The organism is Achromobacter sp. SD115 (assembly GCF_017355315.1).
GTDB classification, from domain to species: Bacteria; Pseudomonadota; Gammaproteobacteria; order Burkholderiales; family Burkholderiaceae_B; genus Achromobacter; species Achromobacter xylosoxidans_B.
Genome location: NZ_JADIJM010000004.1, coordinates 285,121 through 310,953 on the forward strand (window position 1 = coordinate 285,121; position 25,833 = coordinate 310,953).

General features: G+C 66.9%; 24 protein-coding genes. 17 read left to right on the forward strand and 7 right to left on the reverse strand.

The features are described from left to right. Positions 1-48: 48 nt before the first annotated feature. The gene (locus tag IPU70_RS08320) at positions 49-981 is read right to left on the reverse strand and encodes a LysR family transcriptional regulator (protein ID WP_207466407.1); all 933 of its coding nucleotides are present in this window, start codon (positions 979-981) and stop codon (positions 49-51) included. A 97-nt stretch (positions 982-1,078) separates the two neighbouring features. Between IPU70_RS08320 and IPU70_RS08325 the strand changes: the two genes are divergently transcribed. The 4 genes from IPU70_RS08325 to IPU70_RS08340 all read left to right on the forward strand — a co-directional run bounded on the left by IPU70_RS08325 (position 1,079) and on the right by IPU70_RS08340 (position 4,079). Further along, complete coding sequence (locus IPU70_RS08325; RefSeq protein WP_207466408.1) at positions 1,079-1,945, forward strand: amidohydrolase family protein; 867 nt, start codon at positions 1,079-1,081, stop codon at positions 1,943-1,945. A gap of 70 nt (positions 1,946-2,015) precedes the next feature. Continuing rightward, positions 2,016-2,969, forward strand: coding sequence for a tripartite tricarboxylate transporter substrate binding protein (locus tag IPU70_RS08330; protein WP_207466410.1), 954 nt, complete (start codon positions 2,016-2,018; stop codon positions 2,967-2,969). A gap of 2 nt (positions 2,970-2,971) precedes the next feature. After that, positions 2,972-3,502: a carboxymuconolactone decarboxylase family protein gene (locus tag IPU70_RS08335; RefSeq protein ID WP_207466412.1), complete on the forward strand. Its 531-nt coding sequence runs from the start codon at positions 2,972-2,974 to the stop codon at positions 3,500-3,502. 13 nt (positions 3,503-3,515) lie between these two features. Beyond that, positions 3,516-4,079: a DUF4286 family protein gene (locus IPU70_RS08340; protein ID WP_207466414.1), complete on the forward strand. Its 564-nt coding sequence runs from the start codon at positions 3,516-3,518 to the stop codon at positions 4,077-4,079. Between the two features lie 69 nt (positions 4,080-4,148). Here IPU70_RS08340 and argF read toward each other — a convergent pair whose 3' ends face one another. Together argF and IPU70_RS08350 are read right to left on the reverse strand one after the other, a co-directional pair. Beyond that, positions 4,149-5,090, reverse strand: a complete 942-nt coding sequence (gene argF, locus IPU70_RS08345; protein ID WP_207466529.1) for an ornithine carbamoyltransferase — start codon at positions 5,088-5,090, stop codon at positions 4,149-4,151. A gap of 58 nt (positions 5,091-5,148) precedes the next feature. Then, positions 5,149-6,330: an aspartate aminotransferase family protein gene (locus tag IPU70_RS08350; RefSeq protein WP_207466417.1), complete on the reverse strand. Its 1,182-nt coding sequence runs from the start codon at positions 6,328-6,330 to the stop codon at positions 5,149-5,151. Positions 6,331-6,539: 209 nt separating this feature from the next. Between IPU70_RS08350 and IPU70_RS08355 the strand changes: the two genes are divergently transcribed. Further along, the gene (locus IPU70_RS08355; protein WP_013392635.1) at positions 6,540-6,830 is read left to right on the forward strand and encodes a DUF3579 domain-containing protein; all 291 of its coding nucleotides are present in this window, start codon (positions 6,540-6,542) and stop codon (positions 6,828-6,830) included. Positions 6,831-6,908: 78 nt separating this feature from the next. Here the strand turns inward: IPU70_RS08355 and IPU70_RS08360 are convergent, their stop codons facing one another. Then, complete coding sequence (locus IPU70_RS08360) at positions 6,909-7,628, reverse strand: GntR family transcriptional regulator (protein WP_207466419.1); 720 nt, start codon at positions 7,626-7,628, stop codon at positions 6,909-6,911. A 249-nt stretch (positions 7,629-7,877) separates the two neighbouring features. On the opposite strand from IPU70_RS08360, the gene IPU70_RS08365 reads away from it, so the two are divergent. From IPU70_RS08365 to IPU70_RS08400, 8 genes are all read left to right on the forward strand, one after another. Next, positions 7,878-8,633: an aspartate/glutamate racemase family protein gene (locus tag IPU70_RS08365; RefSeq protein WP_207466421.1), complete on the forward strand. Its 756-nt coding sequence runs from the start codon at positions 7,878-7,880 to the stop codon at positions 8,631-8,633. 74 nt (positions 8,634-8,707) lie between these two features. Beyond that, positions 8,708-10,285: an ABC transporter substrate-binding protein gene (locus IPU70_RS08370; protein WP_207466423.1), complete on the forward strand. Its 1,578-nt coding sequence runs from the start codon at positions 8,708-8,710 to the stop codon at positions 10,283-10,285. A 62-nt stretch (positions 10,286-10,347) separates the two neighbouring features. After that, complete coding sequence (locus IPU70_RS08375) at positions 10,348-11,340, forward strand: ABC transporter permease (protein WP_207466426.1); 993 nt, start codon at positions 10,348-10,350, stop codon at positions 11,338-11,340. After that, entirely contained in the window at positions 11,330-12,277 is a 948-nt protein-coding gene (locus tag IPU70_RS08380; protein ID WP_207466427.1) for an ABC transporter permease, read from the forward strand. Before IPU70_RS08375 ends, IPU70_RS08380 begins: the two co-directional genes overlap by 11 nt. Positions 12,278-12,301: 24 nt before the next feature. Further along, complete coding sequence (locus tag IPU70_RS08385; protein WP_207466429.1) at positions 12,302-13,495, forward strand: amidohydrolase family protein; 1,194 nt, start codon at positions 12,302-12,304, stop codon at positions 13,493-13,495. Further along, positions 13,495-14,982 (forward strand): amidohydrolase family protein, encoded by a 1,488-nt coding sequence (locus IPU70_RS08390; RefSeq protein WP_207466431.1) that lies wholly within the window; start codon positions 13,495-13,497, stop codon positions 14,980-14,982. Before IPU70_RS08385 ends, IPU70_RS08390 begins: the two co-directional genes overlap by 1 nt. After that, a complete protein-coding gene (locus tag IPU70_RS08395) occupies positions 14,979-16,013 on the forward strand; it encodes an ABC transporter ATP-binding protein (protein WP_207466433.1) in 1,035 nt (344 codons plus the stop codon). Before IPU70_RS08390 ends, IPU70_RS08395 begins: the two co-directional genes overlap by 4 nt. Next, positions 16,003-16,986 (forward strand): ABC transporter ATP-binding protein, encoded by a 984-nt coding sequence (locus IPU70_RS08400; protein WP_207466435.1) that lies wholly within the window; start codon positions 16,003-16,005, stop codon positions 16,984-16,986. Before IPU70_RS08395 ends, IPU70_RS08400 begins: the two co-directional genes overlap by 11 nt. A 919-nt stretch (positions 16,987-17,905) precedes the next feature. Here IPU70_RS08400 and IPU70_RS08405 read toward each other — a convergent pair. From IPU70_RS08405 to IPU70_RS08415, 3 genes are all read right to left on the reverse strand, one after another. Beyond that, a complete protein-coding gene (locus IPU70_RS08405; protein ID WP_207466437.1) occupies positions 17,906-19,183 on the reverse strand; it encodes a TRAP transporter large permease in 1,278 nt (425 codons plus the stop codon). A 35-nt stretch (positions 19,184-19,218) separates the two neighbouring features. Then, the gene (locus IPU70_RS08410; RefSeq protein WP_043544239.1) at positions 19,219-19,719 is read right to left on the reverse strand and encodes a TRAP transporter small permease; all 501 of its coding nucleotides are present in this window, start codon (positions 19,717-19,719) and stop codon (positions 19,219-19,221) included. A gap of 102 nt (positions 19,720-19,821) precedes the next feature. Next, positions 19,822-20,796 carry a TRAP transporter substrate-binding protein gene (locus tag IPU70_RS08415; RefSeq protein ID WP_207466439.1) on the reverse strand — a complete coding sequence of 325 codons (975 nt, stop codon included), beginning with the start codon at positions 20,794-20,796 and terminating at the stop codon, positions 19,822-19,824. 102 nt (positions 20,797-20,898) lie between these two features. On the opposite strand from IPU70_RS08415, the gene IPU70_RS08420 reads away from it, so the two are divergent. The 4 genes from IPU70_RS08420 (at position 20,899) to IPU70_RS08435 (ending at position 25,827) form a co-directional block, all read left to right on the forward strand. Then, a complete protein-coding gene (locus IPU70_RS08420; RefSeq protein ID WP_207466441.1) occupies positions 20,899-23,430 on the forward strand; it encodes an ABC transporter permease in 2,532 nt (843 codons plus the stop codon). Next, positions 23,430-23,852 carry a group II truncated hemoglobin gene (locus tag IPU70_RS08425; RefSeq protein ID WP_207466443.1) on the forward strand — a complete coding sequence of 141 codons (423 nt, stop codon included), beginning with the start codon at positions 23,430-23,432 and terminating at the stop codon, positions 23,850-23,852. Before IPU70_RS08420 ends, IPU70_RS08425 begins: the two co-directional genes overlap by 1 nt. Positions 23,853-23,910: 58 nt before the next feature. Then, positions 23,911-24,579, forward strand: a complete 669-nt coding sequence (locus IPU70_RS08430; protein ID WP_242702394.1) for a 3-deoxy-D-manno-octulosonic acid kinase — start codon at positions 23,911-23,913, stop codon at positions 24,577-24,579. A gap of 144 nt (positions 24,580-24,723) precedes the next feature. Beyond that, entirely contained in the window at positions 24,724-25,827 is a 1,104-nt protein-coding gene (locus tag IPU70_RS08435) for a polyamine ABC transporter substrate-binding protein (RefSeq protein WP_207466445.1), read from the forward strand. Positions 25,828-25,833: the final 6 nt, after the last annotated feature.

Consider the following 25,833-nt stretch of genomic DNA (forward strand, 5'->3'; position numbering starts at 1 on the left):
GACAGCAGACTTGGACAGCCGCTAGCCGCCAAACAAGAGAAACGGACGCTATTTTAACTCTTTTGCCGCCGACGGGCCGGGGGGCGCGAATAGCGCCGGCAGCTCCAGCCGCCGGATCAGGAGCGCGGTGGCGGCGGCCAGCCGGGTGGCGGGGCGGTGGCGGGCGCTGGCCAGGACCAGGTCATTAGTGATGGTCGGGTCGACGATGTCGCAGAGCGACAGCTCGTGCTCGGCGGCGGGGCCGCGCGCGGCCGAGCGCGGCAGGATGGCGTAAGCGTCGCCCTGGGCGGCCAGTTCGACGATGGTCTGGACCGCATCCACCTCGACCGCGATGGTCAGGCGCACGCCCTGGGCGCGGCACACGCTTTCCACCAGGGTGCGGATGGCGTTGGGCAGGCTGGGCACCACCAGCGGGTAGTTGCCCAGTTCCGCCACGGCGATGCGCGCGGGCAGGGCGGGCTGGTGGCCGGGCGCGGCCACCAGCACCAGGTCTTCGCGGAACAGGGACTCGTAGGCCAGTTGGGGCGAGGGCGCGGGGTCGTAGAGCAGGGCCAGGTCGACGCGGCCGGCCAGCAGCCATTCGCGCACCTGCGCGCTTAGGCCTTCGGCCACGGCGATGGAGGCTTCGGGAAAGCCGCGGCGGAAAGCCTGCACCAGCGGCGGCGTCAGCACCCGCGCGATGCGGGGCGGCAGGCCCACCACGACCTTGCCGGTGGGCGTTTCGCGCAGGGTCTGCAGGTCTTCCTTGGCGCGTTCGGCCAGGGTCAGCAGGGCGCGGGCGTGCTCCAGGAAGCGCAGGCCGGCCTCGGTGGGTTCTGCGCCGCGTCCGTTGCGATAGAGCAGGTGCTGGCCGAGTTCCAGTTCCAGCAGGCGGACTTGGCGGCTGAGCGTGGGTTGCGCCACGTCCAGCATTTCGGCCGCGCGCGAGAAGCTGCGCCTCTCGGCCACCCGCAGGAAATACTCGATCTGCTTCAAGTCCATTGGATATTAGGAAAATCTATATCTGAAATCAAAGATATAGCATTGTTGGGCTGCGGGCAATCCGGGACCATGGCGTTTTCACCGCAGGAACCCGCCTGTGTCCGATTGCCGTCCTCCGCTTGCCACGCCGTCCCGTCCCCGCCACGCCTTGCCGCCGGGCGCCTGCGACGCGCATTGCCACGTGTTCGGGCCGGCGGACGTGTTTCCGTATGCCGAGGGCCGTTCGTACACGCCGCCGGACGCGCCTTACCAAGCGATGGCGGCGCTGCATGAGCGCCTGGGCGTGGAGCGCGCGGTGGTGGTGCAGGCCAATTGCCATGGCTCCGATCACCGCGCCTTGCTGGACGCGCTGGCCCAGAGCGGCGGCCGCTATCGCGGCGTGGCGCTGCTGGGGGCCGACGCGACCGAGGCGGGCGTCAGGCAATTGCATGAAGGCGGGGTGCGCGCGGCCCGTTTCAACTTCGTGCCGCATCTGGGCGGCGCGCCCGATCCGGCGGTCTTCGATCGAGTGGTGGCGCTGATCGCACCGCTGGACTGGCATCTATGCCTGCACCTGGATGGCGCGATGCTGCCGGCGCTGCTGCCGCGCCTGGCCGCGTTGCCGCTGCCTTTCGTGGTCGATCACATGGGACGGCTGAAGGCGAGCGACGGGCTGGCGTCGCCGGCGATGCAGGCTTTGCTCGGCTTGGCGAATGTGCCGAAAGCCTGGGTCAAGGTGTCGGGCATCGACCGCATCGCGCCGGGCAAGCGTCCGTTTGCCGAGGGCCTGCCCTTCGTGCGCGCGCTGGCCGAAGCTTTGCCCGACCGCTGCCTGTGGGGCACGGACTGGCCGCATCCGAACGTGGCGGGCGATATGCCGGACGACGGCGAACTGGTCGACCTGTTTTTCCAAGCGTGCCCCGATGCCGCCTTGCGCCAGCGCATCCTGGTGGACAACCCGGCGCGGCTGTACGGATTCGAGTAGGCGCGGCAAACGCGGCGGCCATCTGGCGGCGCGCGAACGACAAGAAAATTCCATTCAATCAGGAGACATCATGTTCAAGAAAATACTGTCAGCCGGCTTGCTGAGCCTGGCCGCTTTGGGCTCCGCCCATGCCGACGGGCCGGTGCGCCTTATCATCGCCTTCCCGCCGGGCGGGCCGGTGGATCTGGTGGGCCGGGTGCTGGCCGAGCAGTTGGGCAAGGAACTGAAGCAGCAGGTCATCGTGGAGAACAAGGCCGGCGCCAACGGCAATATCGCGGCGGCTTATGTCGCCAAGGCGCCCGCGGACGGCTCCGTGCTGTTCCTGACCAGCGTGGGCGCGGTCGCGATCAGCCCGGCGCTGTACAAGGACTTGCCGTATGACCCCGTGCGCGATTTCGCGCCGGTGTCCAAGGTGGTGAACAACGCCACGGTGTTCGTGGTGAATCCGTCCAATCCGGCAGTTGACGCCGCGGACTTCGTCAAGAAGTCGCAGGCCGCCTCGCAGTCGGTGGCGATCGGCTCGTCGGGCATCGGCAGCATTCCCCATCTGACGCTGGAAATGTTCGCCGATTCCAGCAAGGCGAACGTGATGCACGTGCCTTACAAGGGCGCGGCCCCGGTCATCAACGACGTGATGGGCAATCAGGTGTCGGGCTTCTTTGGCGACGTGCCGGGCCTGATCGGCCATATCCAGGGCGGCAAGCTGAAGCCCCTGGGCATCGCCGCGCCGACCCGCCATCCGCTGCTGCCCGAGGTCAAGACGCTGGCGGAGCAAGGCATTGCCGGGGTGGAATCCAACAACTGGTACGGCATCGTGGCGCCGGCCGCCACGCCGCCGGCCACGATCGACAAGCTCAACCAGGCCGTGCGCGCCGCGCTGAACACGGAGAGCGTACGCGCCCGCCTGGAGAAGTTTGGCGCCCAGGCCGCGCCGGGCAGCCCGCAGGAACTGGCCGCCCTGATCGCGTCCGACCGCGAGAAGTGGACCGCGCTGATCCAACGCAAGAACATCCGGCCGGAGTAACGATGAACGCATGCAGAGTAGGGCTCGTGGCACCCGGCACCCGCCCGGAACTGGCAGAGGTCGAGGCGCGGATCTCGGCTGCGCGGGGGCGCATCTCGCCCCTGTACCAAGTGCTGCTGAACAGTCCGGCCGTGGTCCAGGGTTGGGAAGCGATGTTGACCGCGATCCGCCTGAACACTTCGGTGCCGCCGCGCCTGCGGGAGTTGATCATCCTGCGCGTGGCGACCTTGAACAACGCGCCCTACGAGTTCGAGGCCCATGTGCCGCACGCGCTGGCTGCAGGCATGCCGCAGGCGCTGGTCGACGAATTGCGCGGCGGCCCGGCGCCCGCGGACTTGCAGGGCCTGGAGCCGGGCGAGGCCGAGGTGTTGGCGCTGACGGATGCCATGACGCGCGACATCGAGGTGCCGGACGCGGTGTTCGCGCCGCTGCGCGCGCGCTACGATGACACGCAACTGGTGGAACTGGCGGCGACCGTGGGCGCGTACAACATGGTGTCGCGCTTCCTGGTGGCCTTGCGCGTTGGACATTGAAAAGGAGACGGGAGTGCAGGAAACCATATTGCTGGCGTCGCTGGGCGAGCGCTTCGATGAGCCGCGCGCGCGCGAACTTGAGCGGACCTTGACCCAAGGATTGGAAGGCTTGCGCGCCGCCGCGTACGCCGCCGTGGAAGAAGACGAGACCTACGTCTATCTGCGCGGCCAGGCGGCCGCGTTGCCGGAAGCGCAGGCCCGCCTGGCCGAGAGCTTTCCGGGCGCCCGCAGCCGCGTGCTGCACCTGACGCTGGACCTGGCCGGCGCCTCGGCGGGGCAGGACGCGCCGTGGCACTACATCGTCGAAACCGACGTATTGCCCGAGGCCGAAGCCGACTTGAACGCCTGGTACGACCAGGAGCACCTGCCGGGCCTGGCGGCGGTGCCTGGCACCGTGCGCGCCATGCGCTATGAATGCCGCGACGAGTCGCCGCGCTACCTGGCCTGCTACGACCTGCACACACGGGAGACCTTCGGCAGCCCGCCCTGGCTGGCCGTGCGCGCCAGCGACTGGAGCAGCCGCGTGCGCCCGTCATTCCGCAATACCCGCAGGACCATGTTCAAGCGGATCCTGTAGGCTCGCGGAGCCGTAAAAAAAAGGCCTGCGCATCGACAGATGCGCAGGCCTTTTTTGCGTGCGTAAGCCTTACTTGATCTGGCCCAGCAGCAGGAATTCCATCAGCGCCTTCTGCACGTGCAGGCGGTTTTCGGCCTCGTCCCAGACCACGCTTTGCGGTCCGTCGATGACTTCACCGGTGACTTCTTCGCCACGGTGGGCGGGCAGGCAGTGCATGAACACGGCTTCGGGGTCGGCGGCAGCCATCATTTCGGCGTCCACGCACCAATCAGCGAAGGCGGCGCGGCGCTCTTCGTTTTCGGCTTCATAGCCCATGCTGGTCCAGACGTCGGTGGTGACCAGGTGCGCGCCCTTGCAGGCTTCCATGGGGTCCTTGAACTGGCGCAGCACCGTGGCCGGCGGCGTGCCGATGCGCGAGGCTTCGAGCTCGTAGCCGGCCGGGGTCGACACGTGCAGCGTGAAGCCCAGCATTTCGGCGGCATGCAGCCAGGTGTAGGCCATGTTGTTGGCGTCGCCCACCCAGGCCACCGTCTTGCCGGCGATGGGGCCGCGGTGCTCGATGTAGGTGAAGATGTCCGCCAGGATCTGGCAGGGGTGGAATTCGTTGGTCAGGCCGTTGATCACGGGCACGCGCGAGTGCGAGGCGAAGCGCTCGATGCGGGTCTGCTCGAAGGTGCGGATCATGACGATGTCGACCATGCGCGAGATGACGCGCGCGGTGTCTTCGATGGGCTCGGAGCGGCCAAGCTGCGAGTCGTTGGAGGTCAGGTTGATGACCGAGCCGCCCATCTGGTACATGCCGGCCTCGAACGACACGCGGGTGCGCGTGCTGGCCTTTTCGAACACCATCGCCAACGTGCGGTCATGCAGCGGCATGTGGGGTTCGTAGCGTTTGAACTTGTCCTTGATCAGGCGCGCGCGGTCCAGCACGTAGGCGATCTCGGCGGAGGAGAAGTCCTTGAACTGCAGGAAGTGCCGCAGCGGGCCGTTTTGAGTCGTGGGAGGAGTCATGGTGATGTCGCAGGTCATGGGGCCCGGCCAGGCTCATGGCCCGGGCGGGACGTTGATTTTATGGTGTTTCGGCCAGGAATTCCTGGATGAGCGGAACCAGGATCGCGACGATGCGGTCGGCTTCGTCGCGGTTGAGGATCAGCGGCGGCAACATGCGGATGACGCGGTCGCGCGTGACGTTGATGAGCAGGCCGGCCTCCATGGCGCGCAGGGCCAGCACGCCGCAGGGACGGGCAAGCTCGATGCCCAGCATCAGGCCGCGGCCGCGGATTTCAGTGACGCCCGGGGTGCCGGCCAGCGCGTCGGCCAGGGCGGCTTTCAGGTGGTTGCCGACGTTGTGGGCGTTGTCCAGCAACTTTTCGGATTCCAGCGCGTCCAGCACGGCCAGTCCGGCCGCGCAGACCAGCGGACCGCCGCCGAAGGTGGTGCCGTGACTGCCGGGTGTGAGCACGCCGGCGGCGGGGCCGGCGGCCAGCATGGCGCCGATGGGTACACCGCCCGCCAGGCCCTTGGCCAGGGTCATGACGTCGGGCACGATGCCGGCCCATTGGTGGGCGAACCATTTGCCGGTGCGGCCGATGCCGGACTGGACTTCGTCGATCATCAGCAGCCAGCCGCGCTCGGTGCACAGCCGGCGCACTTCCTGGAGATAGGCGATGTCGGAGGGACGGATGCCGCCTTCGCCTTGCAGCACTTCCAGCAGCACGGCGGCCACGCGCGGTTCGGCGTCGCCTGCGGCGCGCACCGCGTCCACGCTGTTGTAGGGCACCTGGATGAAGCCCGAGGGCAGGGGCTCGAAGCCCTTGCGCGCCTTTTCGCTGCCGGTGGCCGCCAGCGTGGCCAGCGTGCGGCCATGCCAGGACGAGTCCATGGTGATGATGTGGGCGTGCTGGTTGCCGCGCTGGTAGGCGTAGTAGCGCGCCAGCTTGATCGCGGCTTCGTTGGCCTCGGAGCCGCTGTTGTTGAAGGCGACTTCCTGCATGCCGGACAGCTGCGTCAGGCGCGCGGCCAGCGCGGTCTGCTGCGGCACTTCGTAGATGTTCGAGGTGTGGATGACGCGGGCGGCCTGCTCGCTGATGGCGGCCACCAGTTTCGGATGCGCGTGGCCCAGGCAGGACACCCCGATGCCGGCCAGCGCGTCCAGGTACTTGCGGCCCTGCTCATCCCACAGCCAGACGCCCTGGCCGTGCGTGAACGATACCGGCAGCCGGGCATAGATATTGGCCAGAGGCGAGGTCATCGCGGATCCTCCTGGGGATGAAGCGGATTGCGCCGGAGGGCTGCCGGAGTTCCGGCGGGGCGCCGCCGGTCTGGCGGGGCGTTTCCCCAGGCGAATCGCTTTTTGAAAGAGGGCAAAGGATCAATCATATACAATTCGCGGCGCAGGGCGCATGTTTGATCACGCCGAAGATCCGGCTTTCGTGAAGGGCGCGCTGTAGTGAAGAACTCATGGCAACTCGCGTCAGACAATTCGTAATTCATGGCGTTACCGAAAGCGGTAGCCGCTTTCGCCCCAGCGATTGGGCGGAACGGCTCGCCGGCGTAATGGCACAATTCCGGCCCGCCGGCTGTGCTGGTAACCACCTCACCTATTCGCCCTATGTGCTGCCCGTCGTGATCGACGGCGTGCGCGGGATCGTGGTCGATTTGCGTTTGCGCGATCTGGAACCGCTGGCGTACAAGTTCGTGGTGGATTTCGCCCGCGACAACAACCTCAAGACGGAAGAGCGCGAAATCTAGCCTTCCCCACCAAAAAAGCGCCCGGACCGGGCGCTTTTTCGTTGGGGGACGCCGCACGCCCAGCGGGCGGGCGCGCCCCTACGTGCCGTATCGATCCAGGATCTTGCGGATATCGCGCACGCCCTGGCCGTCCGCGGTCAGCAGGGCGCGGGCGGTCACCGATTCCAGGTGGTGCTCCAGCAGGTGCAGCACGTGCTTCTCGTCGCGCGCGCGCAGGCCCGCCACGATCTCCATGTGTTCGCTGACTGCGCATTCGCTCGAGTGTGGCCGGCCATACAGGGCCAGGATCAGCGAGCAGCGCGAGACGATCTCGTTCACGTAGCGCGCATACACCGCATTGCCCGACAACTCCGCCATCAGGATATGGAATTCGCCTGACAGCCGGATCGATTCGTTGGCGCTGTTGCGCTTGCGGGCTTCTTCTTCCTGCGCCACGTGCTGTTCCAGCCGTGCCAGCCCCGCCTCGGTGATGTGTTGCAGCAGCCGGCGCGCCACGTCGCGCTCCAGGCAGCGGCGCGCCTCGAAGATGTCGTGCGCTTCTTCCAGGCTGGGGCGGGCCACGGCGGCGCCGCGGTTCGGCCGCAGATCCACCAGCCCTTCACTGAACAGGCGCGTCAGGACGCTGCGGACGATGGTCCGGCTGACGCCGAATCGCTCGCCGATGATGTCCTCGGGCAGCTTGTCGCCCGGCAGCAGGGCCTGCTCGATGATGGCCATGCGCAAATTTTTGTATACGATTTCGTTGCGGCTGATGTCTTTCTTGGCGGGCTCATTGGCCGGCGGCGCGAGGGACTTCATCTTCTTGTTGGCTCCTATGCCTGCGCGCTTTTCAGAGTGTTGGAATGGCCCGGCTGGCGCTGCCGGCGCGCATTTTTCTTAGTGCAGGAAAGCATACTACACCGCAGGCTAAGGGTTAGCGATAGCTTGCCGCCGTGACTCTGCGGAGTACATTGGCGACATAAATCGTATACAAATTTTTATACAAAACATTCAGGATTGTCCAAAAACAGTCTTTTTGTTTGTATACAAATAAACAAAGGCTGATCCATGTCCGCTGTACCGCAGGCCGCTGCAACCGAGCTGTCCCTTTCCTCGCCTTACCGCCTGCTGGTGGTCAACGGCAACACCACGTCCGACCTGACGACCAGCCTGGCCAGCCAGGCCGAGGCTTTTTACGGGAATACGGTCCGCATCCATGCGGTGACCGCGGCTTTCGGCCCCGCCTACATCGCCAGCCGCGCGGAGGCGGCCATTGCCGCCCATGCGGTGCTGGACATCGTGGAGCGGGCGGCCGGCGAGACGCCGGACGGCGGATTCGACGCCTGCCTGCTGGCCTGTTTCGGTGAACCCGGCATCGGCGCGGTGCGCGAACGCCTGGACGTGCCCGTGGTGGGCATGGCCGAGGCTTCGATCATGAGCGCCATGCAGCGCGGCGACCGCTACGCCATCGTGACGGTGGGGCAGCGTTGGCCCGGCATGCTGCGCGAACAGATCCGCCAACTGGGGCTGGAGTCCCGCTGCGCCGGCATCCTGGCCTTGCCGGGCAATGCCCTGGACTACGTGTCGCGTTCGGCCGAGTCGGCGCTGCAGGTCAGCCGGGCGCTGGACGCGGCCGTGGCGCAGGGTGCGGACGTCGTGATCGTGGCGGGGGCCGCACTGGCGGGCTATCTGCCCAGCCTGCCGCGCCTGCCTGCCGTGCCCATCATCGATTCGTACCGCGCCGCCCTGGCCCAGGCATTGGCGCTGGCGTCCCTGGAGCGTGCGCAGCGGCTGTCGCTCATCCGCCCGGACGCGCATTCCTAGTTTTTTCGTCTTACCCACCGCGCCGGGCACGACCCCGGCGAGTTCAGACCGATACACAAGGGAGAGTTGCAGCCATGAAGACTTTGCTCAAGTGGACCGCGGGCGCCGTGATCGCGCTGTCGGCCATCGCGGGGGCCAGCGCCGCCAACACGCTGAAGTGGGGCGCGGCGCGGGACCTGGATTCGCTGGATCCGTACTCTTACGGCAGCACCTTCAACCTGGCGTTCCTGAACCATGTGTACGAAGCGCTGATCCGCTATGACGACAAGTTCAACATTACGCCCGCGTTGGCGGAGTCCTGGGAGACCCCGTCGCCCACGGTGTTGCGCTTTCATCTGCGCAAGGGGGTGAAGTTCCACAATGGCGCACCGTTCTCGGCGGACGACGTGGTGGCGTCTATGACCCGGGTCTCGGACGAGGCCTCGCCCTTGAAGGGCAATCTGCCGGCCTTCAAGGCGGTGCGCAAGGTGGACGACTACACGGTCGAGATCGAAATGACGCATCCGTATCCGCTGATGCTCAATGACCTGACCAATATCTTCATCTTCAACCGCCAATGGCTGGTGGACAACAACAGCCTGAAGCCCACCGACGCCGCCAAGAAGATCGAAGGCTACGCCACCCACAACGCCAACGGCACGGGTCCCTTCAAGGTGGAGTCGTACCGACCGGACACGCGCACCGTGCTGGTGGTCAACCCTGGCTGGTGGGACAAGCCGCGCCACAATCTGGATCGCATCGAATTCACGCCGATCGCGTCCGCGCCCACCCGGGTGGCGGCGTTGCTGTCGGGTGACATCAACTTCACCGAGAACGCGCCGTTGCAGGATCTGGACCGCTTGCGCGCGGCGTCCAACGTCAAGGTGCTGGCCTCGACCGAGCTGCGCACGCTGTACTTCGGCTTCAACCTGGGCGACAAGCTGGTCGGCTCCAACGTCACCGACAAGAACCCGCTGAAGGACTTGAAAGTGCGCCAGGCGCTATACATGGCGCTGTCGCCGGAACTGATCCAGAAGCGCGTGATGCGCGGCCTGTCGCGCACCACGGGGGCGCTGGTGGCGCCATCCATCCCGGGCTACGAGCCCAAGCAGGAAGAGCGCCTGCCGTTCGACGCCGCGCGCGCCAAGAAGCTGCTGGCCGAGGCCGGCTACCCGGACGGATTCACGGTGTCGCTGCTGTGCTCGAACGACATGTTCGTCAATGAAGAGGAAATCTGTCAGGCCGCTGCCTCCATGTGGGCGCGCATTGGCGTGAAGGCTTCGTTGGCCAGCGGCCCGCGCTCCTTGCAGAACCCGAAGCGCTCGCGCGGCGAGTTCGACATCACCATCCACGGTTGGGCCAACGAACCGCAGATCGACGCGCTGTCCATCCTGTTGCAGGTGATGCACAGTCGCAGCGGCCCGGCCGGCGTCTTCAACTGGGGCCAGTGGGGCGACCCGGCGCTGGACGCCAGGATCGACGCGGCGGCGGCTGAAATGGACCGCCCCAAGCGGGTGCAGATGATGGCCGACGTGCTGCAGACGCTGCATGAAGACGTGCGCTTCCTGCCGCTGCACCAGCAGCCGATGGCCTGGGCCGTGGGCAAGAACGTGGGCGAGGTGCTGCAGATGCCGGACAACAAGGCGCGTCTGTGGACCGTGCGCATGCAATGAGGCCGGGGACCGCCGCCCGCCGGCGGTCCTGGGAATGACAGAGGTCTGAAGGGGAGCCGCATATGCTGACGTTCATCGTAAGAAGGGTCTTCAACGCGGTCGGCGTCATGCTGGCGGTGGCGCTGCTGGCCTTCGTGATTTTCCGGTTCGTCGGCGACCCCGTCGACATGATGCTCAACGAGCAGGCCTCGCAGACGCAGCGCGACGAACTGCGCGAGCGCCTGGGCCTGAACGCCTCGGTGGGCATGCAGTTCGTGCACTTCGTCACCAACGCGGCGCAGGGCGAGTTCGGTATTTCCTACCGCAACCAGCAGGACGTGTTCGCGCTGGTGGCCGAACGCTTTCCGGCCACGTTCGAACTGGTCCTGATGGCGACCTTGCTGTCGCTGGTCATCGGCGTGCCGCTGGGCGTGCTGACCGCCATCTACCGCAAGTCGCGCCTGGCGCAGACGCTGCAGTTCGTTTCCATCCTGGGCATCTCGCTGCCCAGCTTCGTGGTGGGGATCATGCTGATCCTGATCTTCTCGGTGCAGCTGGGCTGGCTGCCGGGCTTCGGGCGCGGCGACACGGTAAAGATTGGCTGGTGGACCACCGGCCTGCTCACGCCCTCGGGCCGCGCCGCGCTGGTGCTGCCGTCCATCACGCTGGCGCTGTTCCAGATCACGCTGATCATGCGCCTGGTGCGGGCCGAGATGCTGGAGACGCTGCGCACCGAGTTCATCAAGTTCGCCCGCGCGCGCGGCTTGCCGGACAGGGTGGTGCATTTCCGGCTGGCCCTGCGCAACTGCCTGATGCCGGTGATCACCGTGACTGGCATGCAGATCGGCAATCTGATCGCCTTTGCGCTGATCACCGAAACGGTCTTCCAGTGGCCCGGCATGGGGTTGCTGTTCATCCAATCGGTCATGTTCGTGGACATTCCCGTCATGGCCGCCTATCTGGTGATCGTGTCCTTCATCTTCGTGGCGCTGAACACGCTGGTGGACATGATGTACGGCGTGGTCGACCCGCGCCTGCGCAGCCAGCACGTCAAGGGAGGCGCCAATGCTCACTAAGCCATTTTCCGCAACGGGGCAGGGCCAGGGCTGGTTTGCCCGCTTCCTGCGCAGCGATCTGTGGTGGAGCCTGCGGCAGGACTACGTGGCCATGGGTGCGGGCATCGTGCTGCTGGCCGTGGTGCTGCTGGCGGTGTTCGCACCCTGGATCGCACCGCAGAATCCCTACGACCTGGCACAGCTGGACCTGTTGAACGCGGAGCTGCCGCCAGTCTGGGAGGCCGGCTCGGATCCGCAGTTCCTGCTGGGCACGGACACGCAGGGTCGCGATGTCTGGTCGGCCATCCTGTACGGCTCGCGCATGTCGCTGGTGATCGGGCTGGCCACGGTGGTGCTGTCCCTGGCCATCGGCCTGCTGGTGGGACTGGCGGCGGGCTATTTCGGCGGCTGGGTCGACAACGCGCTGATGCGCCTGGGCGACACGCTGCTGAGCATTCCGACCATTCTGGTCGCGATCCTGGTGACGGCGGTGTTCCGCCAGCTGTTGCCGCCCGGCATGCGCGAAACCCTGTCGGCGGTGATCCTGATCCTGGCCATCTCGATGACCAACTGGGTGCAGTACGCCCGGACTGTGCGGGCTTCGGCCCTGGTGGAGCGCGGCAAGGAATACGTGCAGGCGGCGCGCCTGATCCGGGTGAGTTCGCTGCGCATCATGCTGACGCACATCCTGCCCAACACGCTGACGCCGGTCATGGTGACGGCCACCCTGAACCTGGGGCTGGCAATCCTGATCGAGGCCACGCTCAGCTTCCTGGGCGTGGGCATGCCGCCCACGGAACCGTCGCTGGGCACGCTGATCCGGCTGGGCAACCAGTTCCTGTTTTCGGGGCAGTGGTGGGTGGTGGTGTTTCCCGCGCTATACCTGAGCCTGATCGTGCTGGTGGTGAACCTGCTGGGCGATTGGCTGCGCGACGCCCTGAATCCCCGTCTGCGCTGAACGCAAACCGACAAGAGTAGAACCATGGAAAACGCAACGCTGTATACCCAAGTCCGTCCGGCAGGCGGCGAGCTGACCTCGGTGCTGGTGCGCGACGGCCGCATCCAGACGCTGGGCGGACAGGCGCCCGCCGGGGTGGAGATCGTGGACGGAGGCGGCGCGCTGATGCTGCCGGGCCTGATCGACGCCCATGCGCACCTGGACAAGACCATGTACGGCATGCCCTGGTACCGCAACGAGGTCGGCCCGCGCCTGATCGACAAGATCGAGAACGAGCGCGCCGAGAAGAAGCGCCTGGACATAGACCCGTACCGCCAGTCGGCCCGCCAGTTGGTGATGTCGATCGGCGACGGCACCAGCCACATCCGCAGCCATGTGGACGTGGACACGGACATCGGGCTGGGGGCGATCGAAGGTGTGATGCGTGCGCGCGAACAGTACCGCGACCAGATCGACGTGGAGATCGTCGCGTTCCCGCAGAGCGGGCTGTTGATCCGGCCCGGCACGCTGGAACTGATGGACGAGGCCCTGCGCATGGGCGCGGAAGTGGTGGGCGGGTTGGACCCGGCCGGCATGGACCGCGATCCCAAGGGCCATCTGGACGCCATCTTCGGCCTGGCCCAGAGGCACGGCAAGCCTATCGACATCCATCTGCACGAGGCCGGCGAACTGGGCGCGTTCTCGATGCAGATGACCATAGACCGGGTGCTGGCGCTGGGCATGCAGGGCAAGGTCACCCTGTCGCATTCCTTCTGCCTGGGCATGCCGGACACGTACGCAGTGCAGGCATTGACCGAAGGTTTGTTGAAGGCCGGCGTGCACATCATGACCACGGGCTCGGCCTCGCGACCGGTGCCCAATGTGGCGAAGCTGCACGCGGCCGGCGTCACGCTCTGCACCGGCAACGACGGCATGCGCGACACCTGGGGCCCCTATGGCAAGCCCGACATGCTGGAGCGGACCATGCTGGTGGGCCTGCGCAACAACTTCCGCCGCGATGACGAGCTGGAGTTGGCGCTGCACGTGGCCACTTATGGCAATGCGCGGGTCATGGGCCTGTCCGACTACGGTCTCGCGCCGGGTTGCCGCGCCGACTTCGTGTTGGTCGATGCCGAGACGGTGTCCGAAGCCATCGTCTCGCGCCCGTTGCGCAAGCTGGTCGTCAAGGGCGGGCGCGTGGTCGCGCGCGGCGGCCGCGCATTGGCGGAGGCGCCGTGATGAGCGCGCCGCAAGGTCCCATCCTGCTGACCGCCCGCTGGGTGGTGGGCCACGAGAACGGCCGCCATTGCCTGTATGAGAACGGCGAGGTGGTGTTCGAGGGCGACCGCATCGTCTACGTCGGCCACCGCTATCCGGGACCGGTGGCGCAGCGCCGCGACTACGGCCGAGCGCTGATCGGCCCGGGCTTCGTGGACCTGGACGCGTTGTCCGACCTGGACACGACCATTCTGGGCTTCGACAATTCGCCCGCGTGGAAGAAGGGCCGCATCTGGCCCGAGACGTATATGAAGCAAGGGCCGTACGAGATGTACACGGCGGCCGAACTGGCGTTCCAGAAGCGCTATGCCTTCGCCCAGCTGATACGCAACGGCATCACGACCGCGCTGCCCATCGCGTCGCTGTTCTACCGGGTGTGGGGCGAAACGCGCGAAGAATTCCTGTCGGCCGCCAACGCGGCGGGCGAGCTGGGCCTGCGCGTCTACCTGGGGCCGGCCTATCGCAGCGGCCACACCTATGTGGACGCGGACGGCAAGATCCGCTGCCACTACGACGAGGCGCGCGGCATGGCGGGCCTGGCCGATGCCCTGGCTTTTTGCGACGAGATCGAAGGGCGCCACCATGGCCGCGTGCGCGCCATGCTGTCGCCCGACCGCATCGAGACCTGCACGCCGGCGTTGCTGCGCGCGTCCGCGGCCGCTGCGCGCGAGCGCGATATGCCGATCCGGCTGCATTGCTGTCAATCGCGCCTGGAGTACGACCTGGTGCTGGAACAGCACGGCATGAGCTCGCCGGAATGGCTGCAAAGCCTGGATTTCCTGTCCGAGCGCGCCTTGCTGCCACATGGCACCTATGTGTCGGGCTCGCGCCATATCGATCGGCCCGGGCGCGACCTGGAGATCATCCGCGACGCCGGCGCCAGCATCGTGCATTGCCCGCTGGTGTCGGGCCGCCACGGCGCCACGCTGGAATCGTTCGCGCGCTACCGCAAGCTGGGCGTGAACATCGGCATGGGTACGGACACCTGGCCGCCCGACATGGTGTTGAACATGCAGGTGGGGATGATGCTGTGCCGCGTGGCCGACGGCTCGACGGAGGCGGTCCGTTCCGAGGACTACTACGACGCCGCCACGGTGGGCGGCGCGGACGCGCTGGGCCGGCCGGACCTGGGCCGGCTGGCCGTGGGCGCCAAGGCCGACATCGTGGTCTTCGATTTTTCGCACGACCGCAACGGCCAGCTGATCGATCCGATACAGACCTTGATGGTGAGCGGCAGCGGGCGCGACGTGTCGCAAGTCGTGATCGATGGCCGCTTCGTCATGGTGGATGGCCGCATTCCCGGCTTCGACGCGCGCCTGGCGCAGGAGCAGGCGCAGACGCAGTTCGACGGGCTGGTGGCCCGTTACCCCGACCGCACCTGGGGCCATCCGCCGGTCGGGCAGATTTTCTCCTCCAGCTATCCGCGTCCCGCAAGGAGTCCGTCATGATGGCCATCGTTCCCAACACCACGCAACCGCCGGCCGCAGCCAGCGCCGCGCCTACCCTGTCCGTGCGCGGCCTGTCGGTCGAGTTCCCCACGCGCCACGGCGTCCTGGTCGCCACGCGCGACATCAGTTTCGACATCCAGCCGGGTGAGATCCTGGGCATGGTCGGCGAATCCGGCGCCGGCAAGTCGCTGACCGGCATGGCGGTGATCGGCCTGCTGGAACCGCCCGGCCGGCTGGGCGGCGGCGAGATCCATCTGGCGGGCAGGCGCATCGACAATCTGCCGCCCAAGGCGCGCCAGCGCCTGCGCGGCAAGGAGATCGGCGCGATCTTCCAGGATCCGCTGACCAGCCTGCATCCGCTGTTCAGCGTGGGCGACCAATTGGTCGAGACGATCCGCCACCATGACAAGGTGACGGCGCAGGCGGCGCGCCAACGGGCGCTGGAGCTGTTGCTGGCGGTGGGCATCCCGGCGGCGGACAAGCGCATCGACCACTATCCGCACCAGTTCTCTGGCGGCATGCGCCAGCGCGTGGTGATCGCGTTGGCCCTGGCGGCCCGGCCGGCGCTCATCATCGCCGACGAGCCGACCACGGCGCTGGACGTGTCGGTGCAGGCGCAGATCACGGCGCTGCTGCGCCGCCTGTGCCGCGAGCAGGGCACCTCGGTGCTGCTGGTGACGCACGACATGGGCGTAATCGCTGAAACCGCCGACCGCGTGGCGGTGATGTACGCGGGCCGCATTGTCGAGATCGGACCTGTGCTGGAAGTATTACGCCGCCCGGGCCACCCGTACACGCAGGGCCTGATGAATGCCATTCCCGGCCTGCGCCAGCGCGCGGCCCGGCTGAACCAGATCGACGGCGCCATGCCGCGCCTGCACGCCATGCCAGACGGTTGCGCGTTCCATCCACGCTGCGCGATGGCCGGACCGCGCTGCGGCCAGCAGCGCCCGCCGCTGGCCGCATCCCCGGCCGGCGCCACCGTCAGCGCCTGCTGGCTGCATCAAGGAGGAGTCGCCCATGCCGCGTAACGATGATGTGCTGTTGCGGGCCGAAGATCTGGCCTGTTGGTTCGACGTGTCGCCGCCCTGGCTGGAACGCACGCTGTCGCGGCAGCCCGAGCAGACCCTGAAAGCCGTGGACGGGGTCTCGCTGTCAGTGCCGCGCGGCACGACCCTGAGCATCGTGGGCGAATCGGGCTGCGGCAAGTCCACGCTGGCCAAGCTGCTGGTGGGCCTGGTGGCGCCGACGCGCGGAACGCTGCGGTATGGGCAGAACCGCAAGGGCGGGGTGCTGCATCCGCAGATGATTTTCCAGGACCCTTATGCCAGCCTGAATCCGCGCTGGCGCGTGGGCAATATCGTGGCCGAACCGATCACCACGCTGGGTCTGCGCGCGACGCCCGCCGAGACGCGGCGCCGGGTCGACGAGCTGTTGGAACTGGTGGGCCTGTCCGCCAGCGACGCCGGCCGCTTTCCGCACGAGTTTTCCGGCGGCCAACGCCAGCGCATCTCGATCGCGCGGGCGCTGGCGACGGAGGCGGAGTTCCTGGTGTGCGATGAGCCGACTTCGGCGCTGGACGTCTCGGTGCAGGCGCAGATCCTGAACCTGATGGGCGACCTGCAGAAGGAGTTCGGGCTGACCTATGTCTTCATCAGCCACAACCTGTCGGTGGTGCGGCACGTGTCGGACAGCGTGGCGGTGATGTATCTGGGGCGCATAGTGGAGCAGGCGCCTGCCGATCAGTTGTTCGACTCGCCACAGCATCCGTATACGCGGATGCTGCTGGATACGATTCCGGACCTGGATGATCCGCGGCGGGATCGGGAGCCGATGGGGGGCGAGGTGCCGAATCCTATTCGGCCGCCGTCGGGGTGCACGTTTCATCCTCGGTGTTCGATGGCGCGGGAGCAGTGCAGGGTGGAGGCTCCGGTGGTTGCTAGCGTTGGCGGACGGCAGCTGCGGTGTCATGCGGTGACTTGGGATGTGGTCAAGGCTGCGTGAATTTTTTCGGCTGGGTGGCGTTGGTTTCTTAAGGCGCCAGCCGCGCCGTGGGCCTGGGGCGAGCGGGGCAACGATTGCGGTCCGGAGCGTTCGCTCCGGACTTCCCCTTCGTCATCTTCGTCAAGGCCTGCGGCCTTTCCTTCAGATTCCCTCGGGCTTATCGACGCCCCGCTCGCCCCAGGCCCACGGCGCGGCTGGCTCTGGCAGTTGAAACTTGACGTCAGACGGGGCGGGCGGTGTTCTTGGCGTTCTGGCCACGAGCGGTAGGGGATGGCGGGTCTTGCGGGGCCCGCCCCATGCCGGCCCGCCCGGGCGGCCTCGTGGGGCTTACGCGGTGTCTTGCGATTCGTGATGGCGCTGCGCGCTGTTGGTGGCCAATTTTGGATGGCAATAGGCAGTTGGCGAACAATTGGCATTTCAACTGCGGCGCCAATAAGTACAGATCGGCCAACATCGTAATTTCAACTCCGCCGCCGGATGGGTGGCGCGCGCGAACGGATCTTGATGCGCAAGCGGCTGCGCGCCGCGCGCCACCCATCACCGCCACACCCCAAATGCCGGCGCCATTAGCAAACAGCTCCCCGCATTCGCGCAAGCGCCGACAGCAACGACGCCCACCAACGCGTACGCTGCTTGCGGCCGCCCGCGCGGCCGCAAGCAGCGGGCGACGCAAGACTCGCCACCAACCACAGATCTAGCAGCGCAACAGGCCAAGAATTCGGTAGCTCGCCGGCGCTGGCGCCTGAGGGGCGAGCAACCTCGATGCGCCCGACGGAATCCGAAGGAGTCGCCGAAGGCGAGGACGAGGATGAGGCAGTCCGGAGCGAACGCTCCGGACCGCAATCGTGGGCGCTCGGCCCTCAGGCGCCAGCGCCGGCGAGCGGCCTACGAAGCCAACTCGCCACAAGCCAAGAAGCAATTACTTAGCGTAGACCAGATCCCGCAAACCCAGCGACAACCCCGGCCAATAAGTAATCACCATCAGGCAAACAATCACCACCCCCACAAACGGAATCAACGGCTTAATCAGCCTCTCCAACGGCAACTTAGCCACCGCGCAAGCCGCGAAAAGATTCACGCCGAACGGCGGCGTAATCATCCCCAGCGCCAGGTTCACCACCATGATGATGCCGAAGTGCACCGGCTCCACGCCGAACTTCAGCGCCACCGGCAGCAGCAAGGGGGCCAGCACCACGATGGATGCCGAGGTTTCGATGAACATGCCGATCAGGAACAGCGCCGCGTTCACGCCCATCAGGAAGGTGAACTTGGTATCGAAGATCTGCGCCAGCCACACACCCAGCGCGTCCGGGATGCCGGCGCGGTTGAGCAGGAAGCTGAAGATGCCGGCGTTGGCGATCACGAACATGATCACGGCCGTAGACACCACCGACTTGTGCAGCGTGGCGGACAGTTGCTTGAAGGTCAGGCGGCGATAGATGAACTTGCCCACCACCACCGCGTACATCACTGCCACCACCGAGGCCTCGGTCGGCGTGAACACGCCGCCGTAGATCCCGCCCAGGATGATGACCGGCATCAGCAGCGCCAGCCAGGCGTTCTTGAATGCCGGCCATAGCGGCAGGCGGCCTTCGCCGTCGCGCTTGCCCAGGTTGTTGCGCTTGGCGTAGAACCAGACGTAGAACATCAGCGCCACGCCGATCAGGATGCCGGGCATGACGCCGGCGATGAAGAGTTCGCCGGTCGAGGTGTCGGTGGATACCGCGAACAGGATCATCGGAATGGACGGCGGGATGATCACGCCCAGTTCCGCCGCGCTGGCCTGCAACGAGGCGGCGAAGGGCGCGGGGTAGCCGTGCCGGATCATCGCGGGAATCAGGATCGCGCCCACCGCGAAGGTGGTGGCTACGCTGGAGCCGGCCACGGCGGCGAAGATCATGCAGGTCAGCACGCAGGTGCAGGCCAGGCCGCCCTGGATGCCGCCCACCACGCTCTTGGCGAACTCCACCATGCGTTCGGAGATGCCGCCGGCTTCCATCAGGTTGCCGGCCAGGATGAAGAAGGGGATGGCGACCAGGGGGTATTTGTCCAGCGCGGCGAAGAGTTGCTGGGCCACCACCACCCAGGGCAGGCCGGCGGCGCCGACTCCCGCCAGGCTGGCCAGTCCGATCGACACGGCGACCGGCACGGACAGCCCGAAGAAAATCAGCATCGAGACAATCATTAATTGGGACATGGCGATATCTGCTGCTTATGTTCGATGGGGTCGGCTCAGCCTTGCGCGTCGTTGCGCACGGGCACGTCGTCTTCTTCGCCGGCGCACCAGCGGGCCAGCACGGCGATGGCGGCCAGGGTAGCGCCCACGGGGATGGCCAGGTAGATCCAGGAAATCGAAATGTCCAGGCTCGGCACGTTCTGGAAGCGCACGCGGTAGGTCATGTTGCCGCCGATCCAGGCCAGAAAGCCCAGGAATCCGGCGCAGATCAGGCCGATGACGGCTTCAAGCACGCGGCGGCGCGTGCCGCCCAGCAGGTTGCGCAGCAGCTCCACGCTGATCATGGCGCCGTGGCGGAAGGCCAGGGCCACGCCCAGCAGCACGGTCCAGATCAGGAGGGCGCGGGTCAGCACCTCGCTCCAGTCGGCGGGGGAGTGCAACACGAAACGCGCGATGACTTGGTAGAAGGCGGCGGCCGCGGCGGCCACCAGCAGCAATTGGGCAAAAACCGAGACCAATTTGAACAGGCCCCGGTCGAAGGCGCAGAGCAAACGCATGATGAATCCTGTTGGCGTGGTACGCAAAGGATGGGAACAAAAGCGGCGGGACCAGGATCCCGCCGCCAAGGGCGATGCGCCCCGGGTCGGGGCGGGCCCTGCTTACTTGGTGTCGCGGATCGCGTCGATCAGCTTCTTATCGAACTTCTTGTAGTACTCGGGGTAGGCGGGCTCGACGGCGGCGGCGAAGGCGGCGCGGTCCACCTCGGACACTTGCATGCCTTCCTTCTTCAACTGCTCGACGCCCGTCTTCTCGATGTTGTCCACGTAGGCGCGCATGGCCAGGGCGGATTCCTTGCCGGCCTTGTCGAAGTTGGCCTTGTCCGCGGCCGACAGGCCTTCGTACACGTTGGCCGACATCAGCACCAGGGCCGGGCCATAAACGTGGCCGGTCAAGGACAGGTACTTCTGCATTTGCGACAGCTTGGCCGAGGTGATCACCGACAGCGGATTTTCCTGGCCGTCGATGGTGCCTTGCTGCAGGGCGGTGGCGACTTCAGGCCAGGCCATGGGGGTGGGCAGGATGCCGATCTGGCGGAAAGCCGTGATGTGGATCGGGTTTTCCGTGGTGCGGATCTTCAGGCCCTTGGCGTCGGCCGGGGTCTTGACCGGGCGGACGTTGTTGGTCAGGTGGCGGAAGCCCTGTTCGCCCCAGGCCAGGGCGATGATGCCGCGGCTGGGGAACTTTGCCAGCATATCTTGTCCGATCTTGCTGTCCAGCACGTTACGGGCGTGCGGCAGGTCGCGCAGCAGGAAGGGAATGTCGAAAACGCCGGTTTCGGGCACGAAGTTCAAGGTGGCGCCCGTCGAGACGATGGCCAGGTCGATGGTGCCGATCTGCAGGCCTTCGATCACTTCGCGTTCGCCGCCCAGCGCGCTGTTGGCGAATTGCTGTACCTTGTACTTGCCGCCGGTGGAGGCTTCGATGGACTTGGCCAGCGCGTCGGCGCCGGCGCCGTAGTGCGAGGACGTGGACAGCGCATAGGCCATCTTCAAGGTGTTCTGCGCCGTGGCGGGCAGGGAGGTGGCGGCCGCGCAGGCGGCCAGAATCGTGGCGGCAAGCCAGGATTTACGCATTGTCTTCTCCAGGTTTGGGTATCTTTATGGGTGGCTTTGCCTCCCGCCCCGGGATGATATCGGGATTCGGCCCCGATCTAGGCCGTTGGTTAACATTGTGGAATGATGGATTTCCCTGATATGTCACGGGCCAGGCGCCCAGGTTTTTGGTCCACCCTGCGCCAGGGCGCCAGGATGATGATGCGCGACGCCCGTGCCGGAGAGCTGCGCCTGCTGGTGCTGGCACTGGTCGTGGCGGTCGCCGCGGTGACCAGCGTCGGCTTCCTGGCGGACCGGGTCGGCCGGGCGCTGGAGCGCGACGCCGGGCAGATGCTGGGCGCCGACCTGGTGCTGGATGCCGACGAGCCGGTACCCGCGGCCTTCATGGATCAGGCCCGGGAACGCGGCCTGGCCGTGTCCAGCACATGGCAGTTCCCCTCCATGGTGGGCGCGGGCAACGGCGCACAACTGGCCGCGCTGAAGGCCGTCGAGCCCGGCTATCCGCTGCGCGGCGCCTTGCGCGTGGCGGGGGCGCCGTTCGAGCCCGACGCCGCAACGCGCGACATCCCGCCCGAGGGCGCGGTCTGGGTGGATGGGCAATTGCTGTCGCTGCTGAACCTGAAAGTGGGCGACATGCTGAACGTGGGCGACGCCCATCTGCGGGTAGACCGCGTCATTACTTATGAGCCGGATCGCGGCATGCAGTTCGTCAACGTCGCGCCGCGGGTGCTGTTGCGCGCCAGCGACCTGCCCGCCACCGGCCTGATCGCGCCGGGCAGCCGCATCGGCTACGCCATGCTGGTCGCGGGCCAGCCCGATGCCGTGGCGGGGTACGCGTCCTGGCTCAAGCAGAACCTGAAGCGCGGCCAGAAGGTCGCCACCCTGGAGTCCGGCCGTCCGGAAGTGCGCCGCACGCTGGACCGGGCGCAGCGTTTCCTGTCGCTGGTGGCGCTGCTGGCGGTGCTGATATCGGCGGTGGCCGTGGCCCTGGCCGCCGGCCGCTACATGACGCGCCACCGCGACGGCATTGCGGTCATGCGCTGCCTGGGCGCGGTGCAGTCGCAGGTGTCGCGCATGCTGACGCTGGAATTCACCCTGGTCGGCCTGTTCTCGTCGGCCGCGGGCTGCCTGCTGGGCTACGCGGTGCACCAGGTGCTGGTGATGCTGCTGGGCTCGCTCATCGATACCACCTTGCCCGCGCCCTCGGCCATACCGGCCTTGCAGGGGGTGCTGACCGGCCTGCTGCTGTTGCTGGGCTTCGCCCTGCCGGCGCTGGCCCAGCTACGCCACGTGCCGCCCGCCCGGGTGCTGCGGCGCGATGCCGATACGCTCAGCGCGCGCAGCGCCCTGGGCTATGTCCTGGGCGCCGCGGGTTTCGCCCTGCTGATCTGGTGGTTCGCGGGAGATGCCAAGCTGGGCGGGGTGGTGGCGGGCGGCTTCCTGGGCGCGTTCGCCGTGTTTGCGCTGGTGGCCTGGCTCTGCATCCTGGGCCTGGCGCGCGTGCGCCGGCTGGCCGCCGGCTTGCCGGCGCTGCGCTTCGCGCTGGCTGGCGTGGTGCGCCGGCGTGCCGCCACCATTACCCAGGTCTGCGCGCTGGCGGTGGGCCTGATGGCGCTGCTGTTGCTGACCATGACGCGTACCGACCTGATCCAGGGCTGGCAGCGGACCCTGCCGCCGGACGCGCCCAACCGCTTCCTCATCAATGTGCAGCCGGACCAGCGCCAAGCCGTGACCGACGCGCTGACGCGCGAAGGCCTGGGCCGCATCGCGCTGGCGCCGATGGTGCGCGGCCGGCTGATCGCCATCAACGGCAAACCCGTGGGACCGGACGACTACGAGGAGCCCCGCGCCAAGCGCCTGGTGGACCGCGAGTTCAATCTGTCCTATGGCGACGAGCTGCCCTCGTCCAACCGCATCGAGCAGGGCCGCTGGCTGGAACCCGGCGCGGCCGAGGTGTCGCTGGAGTCCGGCCTGGCCAAGACCCTGGGCCTGGCGCTGGGCGACAAGATGACCTTCGATGTGGCGGGCCAGCAGGTCGAGGTGGCCGTGACCAGCACCCGCCGGGTCGATTGGGATACGATGCGCGTCAATTTTTTCGCCATCCTGACCCCCGCCGCGCTGGCCGACATGCCCCAAAGCTGGATCACCTCCTTCTACCTGCCGCCCGAAAAGGCCTCGGTCCTGCCCGCGCTGGTGCGCGAGTTCCCGAACTTGACCGTGTTCGACGTGGGCGCCATCCTGCAGCAGTTGCAGTCCGTGCTGAACGAGGTGGGCAAGGCCGTGCAGTTGCTGTTCCTGTTCACCTTGGCGGCCGGCGTGCTGGTGCTGTCCGCGGCGCTGACCGCCACGCGCGACGAGCGCATGCGCGAAGCCGCCGTGCTGCGCGCGCTGGGCGCGACCCGCAGCCAGCTGGCGCGCTCCCAGCGCATCGAGCTGTGGGCGGTGGGCGGCCTGGCCGGCCTGCTGGCGGCGGCCGGCGCCACGGCGATCGCTTGGGCTTTGTCAACGCAGGTCTTTGATTTCACTATTACTCTCAGCCTCTGGCCGTGGCTGGCGGGCATCGCTGCGGGCATGCTGGGCGCCTGGGCCGGCGGCGCCCTGGCCCTGCGCGGCGTGTTGCGCACGCCGCCCCTGGTCACCCTACGAGAAACCTGATGCCGACGCGCGTCCATACGATTACCGAACCCGTGGAAAATTCCAGCAGCATTTTTGACCTACTCGGCGGCGAGCCGGGCGTGCGCGCCCTGGTGGACCGCTTCTATGACCTGATGGACATGGAGCCCGACCTGAAAGAACTGCGGGCCGCCCATGGCCCCAGCCTGGACCAGGCGCGCGACAAGCTGTTCTGGTTTCTTTGCGGCTATTTCGGCGGTCCGGACCACTATATAGAACGCTTCGGCCATCCGCGGCTGCGCGCCAGGCACCTGCCGTTCTCGATCGGCGAGGTCGAGCGCGACCAGTGGGTCACCTGTATCGGCCGGGCCATGGAAGACCAGGGCATAGCGCCGGCCCTGGTGGATCGCCTGCTGCAGTCCTTCTACGGCGTGGCCGACTGGATGCGCAACCGTGAAGGCTGAAGACGATACCCGATCCGGCGAACGGCGCCGGGCCTGGTCCGGCCCGCTGGGCGGGGCCATGCTGAGCGATCCCTCGCGGCTGGCCGAGGCCGGCCCGGACCTGTTCAACCCCGCGCACTACGGCGAGCGGGCACGGCCGGTGGACGCGGGCGGGCGCCAGGCGGCCTGGTTCGTGCAGGGCGCAGGCTGGCAGGGCGTGCTGCGCCGCTACCGCCGCGGCGGGATGATCGCGCGCATCAGCCGCGACGCCTATCTCTGGAACGGCGAGGCCCGTACCCGCAGCTTCCGCGAATACCGCCTGCTGGCCGCCATGCGCGCCCAGGGCCTGGCGGTGCCGGCGCCGCTGGCCGCCGCCTACTGGCGGCAGGGCCCGATCTACCGCGCCGCCATCGTGGTCGAGCGCATACCCGGCGTGCGGCCCCTGGCCCAGATGTTGGCCGAACCGGTCTGGCAGGCGGCGGCCGAGGCCATCGTGCGCATGCACCGGGCCGGCGTCTGGCATGCCGACCTCAATGCCTTCAACATCCTGGTGGGCAGCGACGGCCGCGTCTGGCTGATCGATTTCGACCGCGGCACGCAAGGTGCCCTGTCGGACCGGCAGCGCGAGGCCAACCTGGAACGCCTGCGCCGCTCGCTGCGCAAGGTGGCGGGGGAAGAGGGCGAGCGCTTCTGGCTGCGCCTGCGCGACAGCTACTGGACGGCCTGGGGCGTGGGAATCCAGCCTTGATCCGGGCGCGGGCGGCCAATTGCCGCCATTGGGTCCAAATCGCGCCAATCAGCCGGCAAAGTTGGGCAGGTCATCGCTAAAAAGCTTTATCATTTCGCCTTTTGGTACTCCTGTCACATACGGCATAACGCAAGGGGGCTGGTGATGAAATTACGGGCGGGCATGCGCTGGGCGCTGGGGGCGATGCTGGTCACGGCGGCCTCTTCGGCGGCGGTGGCGCAGAATAAAGTCGTCAACGTCTACAACTGGGCCGAATACACGGCTCCGGACACGATTCCCGGTTTTGAAAAGGAAACCGGCATCAAGGTCCGCTATGACGTCTACGACAGCAACGACACCCTGCAGGCCAAGCTGTTGGCCGGCAAATCGGGCTATGACGTCGTTGTCCCGTCCACGCACTACGCCTCGCGCCAGATCGAAGCCGGCCTGTTCCAGAAGCTGGACAAGTCCAAGATCCCGAACTGGAAGTACCTGGATCCCGAAGTGATGGCGCTGGTCGCCACTGTCGATCCCGGCAACGAGTACGCCATACCCTGGGGCTACGGCACCAACGGCCTGGGCTACAACGTCACCAAGGTCAAGCAGATCATGGGCGATGGCGTGGACTTGGCCAACTGGGACATGATCTTCAAGCCCGAGAACGCCGCCAAGCTGAAAGAGTGCGGCATTTCGATGCTGGACGAGGCCGCCCAGGTGTTCCCGGCCGTGCTGAAGTACCTGGGCAAGGACCCCAATAGCACCAACGCGGACGACTACAAGGCCGCGCTGGACGTGCTGATGAAGATCCGCCCGTACATCCGCCAGTTCAGTTCGTCCGGCTACATCGACGAGCTGGCCGTGGGCGACCTATGCATGGTCTACGGTTTTTCCGGCGACGTGATGATCGCCCGCAAGCGCGCCCAGGACGCCAAGAAGGCGTATGAAGTGAACTACTTCATTCCCAAGGGCGGCGCGCCCGCGTGGTTCGACCTGATGGTCATCCCCAAGGATGCGCCGCATCCCGAAGAGGCGCTGGCCTTCATCAACTACATCGAAACGCCCAAGGTGCATGCGGCCATCACCAACACCATGTTCTATCCCAACGCCAACAAAGAGGCGCGGCAGTACGTGGTCAAGGACGTGGCCGACAATCCCATGATCTACCCGCCGGCGGAGGTCTCCAAGACCCTGTACGTGATCAAGGCGCTGCCCTTGAACATCCAACGCCTGCAAAACCGGATGTGGTCCGAGCTGAAGTCTGGAAGATAAGTCATC

Coding starts and splice junctions, on each gene's coding strand:
- IPU70_RS08370 (WP_207466423.1), top strand. CDS start 8,708: ATGAAGACTTTGCTCAAGTGGACCGCGGGCGCCGTGATCGCGCTGTCG.
- IPU70_RS08405 (WP_207466437.1), bottom strand. CDS start 19,183: ATGTCCCAATTAATGATTGTCTCGATGCTGATTTTCTTCGGGCTGTCC.
- IPU70_RS08375 (WP_207466426.1), top strand. CDS start 10,348: ATGCTGACGTTCATCGTAAGAAGGGTCTTCAACGCGGTCGGCGTCATG.
- IPU70_RS08335 (WP_207466412.1), top strand. CDS start 2,972: ATGAACGCATGCAGAGTAGGGCTCGTGGCACCCGGCACCCGCCCGGAA.
- IPU70_RS08410 (WP_043544239.1), bottom strand. CDS start 19,719: ATGCGTTTGCTCTGCGCCTTCGACCGGGGCCTGTTCAAATTGGTCTCG.
- IPU70_RS08380 (WP_207466427.1), top strand. CDS start 11,330: ATGCTCACTAAGCCATTTTCCGCAACGGGGCAGGGCCAGGGCTGGTTT.
- IPU70_RS08400 (WP_207466435.1), top strand. CDS start 16,003: ATGCCGCGTAACGATGATGTGCTGTTGCGGGCCGAAGATCTGGCCTGT.
- IPU70_RS08390 (WP_207466431.1), top strand. CDS start 13,495: ATGAGCGCGCCGCAAGGTCCCATCCTGCTGACCGCCCGCTGGGTGGTG.
- IPU70_RS08365 (WP_207466421.1), top strand. CDS start 7,878: ATGTCCGCTGTACCGCAGGCCGCTGCAACCGAGCTGTCCCTTTCCTCG.
- IPU70_RS08355 (WP_013392635.1), top strand. CDS start 6,540: ATGGCAACTCGCGTCAGACAATTCGTAATTCATGGCGTTACCGAAAGC.
- argF (WP_207466529.1), bottom strand. CDS start 5,090: ATGACTCCTCCCACGACTCAAAACGGCCCGCTGCGGCACTTCCTGCAG.
- IPU70_RS08330 (WP_207466410.1), top strand. CDS start 2,016: ATGTTCAAGAAAATACTGTCAGCCGGCTTGCTGAGCCTGGCCGCTTTG.
- IPU70_RS08415 (WP_207466439.1), bottom strand. CDS start 20,796: ATGCGTAAATCCTGGCTTGCCGCCACGATTCTGGCCGCCTGCGCGGCC.
- IPU70_RS08320 (WP_207466407.1), bottom strand. CDS start 981: ATGGACTTGAAGCAGATCGAGTATTTCCTGCGGGTGGCCGAGAGGCGC.
- IPU70_RS08425 (WP_207466443.1), top strand. CDS start 23,430: ATGCCGACGCGCGTCCATACGATTACCGAACCCGTGGAAAATTCCAGC.
- IPU70_RS08420 (WP_207466441.1), top strand. CDS start 20,899: ATGATGGATTTCCCTGATATGTCACGGGCCAGGCGCCCAGGTTTTTGG.
- IPU70_RS08360 (WP_207466419.1), bottom strand. CDS start 7,628: ATGAAGTCCCTCGCGCCGCCGGCCAATGAGCCCGCCAAGAAAGACATC.
- IPU70_RS08435 (WP_207466445.1), top strand. CDS start 24,724: ATGAAATTACGGGCGGGCATGCGCTGGGCGCTGGGGGCGATGCTGGTC.
- IPU70_RS08385 (WP_207466429.1), top strand. CDS start 12,302: ATGGAAAACGCAACGCTGTATACCCAAGTCCGTCCGGCAGGCGGCGAG.
- IPU70_RS08350 (WP_207466417.1), bottom strand. CDS start 6,330: ATGACCTCGCCTCTGGCCAATATCTATGCCCGGCTGCCGGTATCGTTC.
- IPU70_RS08395 (WP_207466433.1), top strand. CDS start 14,979: ATGATGGCCATCGTTCCCAACACCACGCAACCGCCGGCCGCAGCCAGC.
- IPU70_RS08430 (WP_242702394.1), top strand. CDS start 23,911: ATGCTGAGCGATCCCTCGCGGCTGGCCGAGGCCGGCCCGGACCTGTTC.